The following is a 3,054-nucleotide window of genomic DNA, read 5'->3' as shown; positions in this document are numbered from 1 at the left end:
AGAATGGCACCGTTCAGGTACACGTTTTCTCGACCTGTTAGTTCGGGATTGAAACCTGTACCCACTTCTAATAAGGATGCAATTCGGCCTTTGTATTTTATCGAACCTGTTGTGGGTGTGGTTACTTTTGAAAGGATTTTCAATAAGGTTGATTTTCCCGCCCCGTTTTTTCCAATAATTCCGAGAACCTCTCCTGCCTCTACTTCAAAATTAATGTCTTTTAATGCCCAAACGTATTCGCTTGTAGCTTTCGAACTCCGGTCGTTAGTTTCCCCTACTTTTAGGTAAGGATCTTCTTTTCCGCGAATCGAATGCCACCACCGGTTTAAATCATGACTCAAAGTACCGGTTCCCACAGTACCCAATCGGTATTGTTTGGAAATATTTTCAGCCTTTAATATGATGTTTTTAGTACTCATTCATTGATCTTTGGAAAATTAAATTTAATAATTAAAAAAGACATGCAACTTAAACAGTGTCTATAAAACTTTTTTCAGTTTTGTGAAAAACGAGTAAACCGATGACAAAAATTATAAAAGTTACGCCAATAGTGTACAACAAACCTAGGTTCGAAATTTTGCCTTCGTGCAATAATAGGTAACGTGCGGTTTCGATGACATAAGCCAACGGATTGTATTCGATTAACCATCCAAATTTAGGTAATTTCTCCTTTAATAATGCCATAGGATACATGACTGCCGAGACATACATCAATAATTGCACACCAAAACCTACAAGAAAACTCAAATCCCGGTATTTGGTAACCATCGAAGAAATGATCATACCCATGCCCAAACCTAAAATCCCCATCAATGCTACTAAAAGCGGAAACAATAAAACTGCAGAAGTAATTTCAAAAGTCATTCCTTGAAACACATAAAAAATATAAAAGCAAACAAAAATCAGGAATTGAATTCCAAATTTGACCAAATTGGAAATTACCACCGATAAAGGAACAATCAACCGCGGAAAATAAACTTTTCCAAATATGGATGCATTTTTTTTAAACGTATCCGAAGTTTCATTGAGGCATGATGTAAAATAATTCCAAACCATTACTCCCGCTAAATTGAATAAAAAAGACGGAGTCGCACCCGTTGAAATTCCAGCCACATTATTAAAAATAATGGTAAAAATCAGGGATGTAAACAAAGGTTGTATTAAATACCAAAGTGGTCCTAAAATAGTTTGCTTGTAAACCGTAACAACATCTCGCTTGACAAAAAGCATCAACAGGTCGCGGTAATTCCATAATTCTTTGAAATTAATATTCAAAAAGGATTGTTTGGATTCAATCACGGCATCCCAATCCTCTTTGTGTTGTTGTGGCTGACTTGCGTCTGCAAATTCCTGACTACTCATGTAAAATGGGATTGATTTCTCTTTCCACAAAAATACATTTTTTTTAACAAGGAGCAATGCTGCCGTTTTATTGTTGTGTTAAGAAAGAAAACAAATTGAACGTACTTATTTCGTTTAGTTCTGAGAAAACTATTTGTTTAGTACCGATTAGCAATAAACAATAGTCCAATACTCCCGAAGCTTGGGGAGGACTAAATTTATTGTCTGTGGGCATTATCTCTCGAATTCGTTGGGATAAAATTATAAAATAGAAGAACCTTTTTACAATTACAATTGGTAGAAATTGGGAAGTTAATCTATCCGAATATTTTTTTACATTTAATTTTGAAAAAAAAAATCCCGATTGCCAGTTGACAATCGGGATTTTGATATTAAGCTTTGTATACTAGATACTGGACTATTTTTTAATGACTTTTACATTTTTAGTAATACCATTTACGGTTACTTGTAAAATATAGTTACCTGCAGCCATATTGGTCATTTCAATCGTTACTTTAGAAGCATTGGTGTTTCTATTGTAAACCATTTGACCCAACATATTGAACATCTGAACATTTTCGATGTTTTCAGAATAATCTACAGTCAAGAGGTCTTGTACTGGATTAGGATAGTAACGTAAATTGCTGATCTCAAAACCAGGTGTTTTCAAATCAACTCCTGCCGTTACTGCTAAACGAGTAGTACTTTCACAACCATCAACAGTTTGCGATGCATAATAAATTGTGCCTGACACTAAAATTGTAGTTGATGGCAAAACCGTTGCACCTGTAGCAGAACTGTACCAAATAATATTCTGACCTACTACTGTGAAGTTAGCAAGCGTTTGACCTGTAGTAAAATCCTGTGTAGCAGCTCCTGTTGGTGCAGCAGTAGTATTTACCACAATGGTCAATGTAGTCACTACTGCACATTGTCCCATATTAGGTGTAAAAGTGTAAGTCGTAGTTGCTGCATTATTTAATGCTGGCGACCAAGTTCCCGAAATTCCGTTTATAGAAGTAGTTGGCAAAGGTGCCAAAGTTCCTCCTGAACAAATTGACGCAATTTCTGTAAAAGTTGGTGTTACAGCGGCATTTACCGTTACCGCAACCATTGTTCTAGGGCTTTCGCAAGCATTTAAAGTCTGAGAAACATAATAATTTCCAGAAGCCAAAGCAGTGGTTGAAGCCAAAGCGGTTCCACCTGTAGAACCAGCATACCATTGTAGTGCAGTTCCTGTTGCTACTAGATCAGCTACAGTTGCCGAGTTACAGAAAGTTTGAGCTGAAGCAGTTGGTGCAGCAGTAACGTTTACTGTTACAGCAACCATTGTTCTAGGGCTCTCGCAACCATTTAAAGTCTGAGAAACGTAATAATCTCCCGAAACCAAAGCAGTTGTTGAAGCCAAAGCGGTTCCACCTGTTGAAGCAGCATACCATTGTAAAGCGGTTCCTGTTGCTACTAAATCAGCAACGGTTCCTGAATTACAGAACGTTTGAGCAGAAGCCGTTGGTGCAGCAGTAACATTTACTGTTACAGCAACCATAGTTCTAGGTCCTTCACAAGTATTCAAAGTTTGTGAAACGTAGTAATCTCCCGAAGTCAAGGCTGTTGTAGAAGTCAGAGGCGTTCCACCTGTTGGAGCACTGTACCATTGTAAAGCGGTTCCTGTTGCTACTAAATTAGCAACGGTTCCTGAATTACAGAACGTTT

3 protein-coding genes are annotated in these 3,054 nt (G+C 37.4%); all 3 read right to left on the bottom strand.

Annotated elements, in window-relative coordinates:
* Positions 1 to 419 (bottom strand): ABC transporter ATP-binding protein (locus ACIQ2X_RS15215; protein ID WP_396179814.1); only part of this gene is annotated, 419 nt, incomplete at its 3' end.
* Between the two features lie 49 nt (positions 420 to 468).
* Positions 469 to 1,362 (bottom strand): ABC transporter permease, encoded by an 894-nt coding sequence (locus tag ACIQ2X_RS15210; protein ID WP_396179815.1) that lies wholly within the window; start codon positions 1,360 to 1,362, stop codon positions 469 to 471.
* Positions 1,363 to 1,759: 397 nt separating this feature from the next.
* A partial coding sequence (locus ACIQ2X_RS15205; RefSeq protein WP_396179812.1) for a T9SS type A sorting domain-containing protein occupies positions 1,760 to 3,054 on the bottom strand: 1,295 nt, incomplete at its 5' end.

Origin of the sequence: Flavobacterium sp., assembly GCF_044368625.1 — a bacterium.
Lineage (GTDB): Bacteria > Bacteroidota > Bacteroidia > Flavobacteriales > Flavobacteriaceae > Flavobacterium.
Note: the sequence above shows the minus strand (reverse complement) of the source record. Positions and strands in the feature narration are given on the sequence as shown.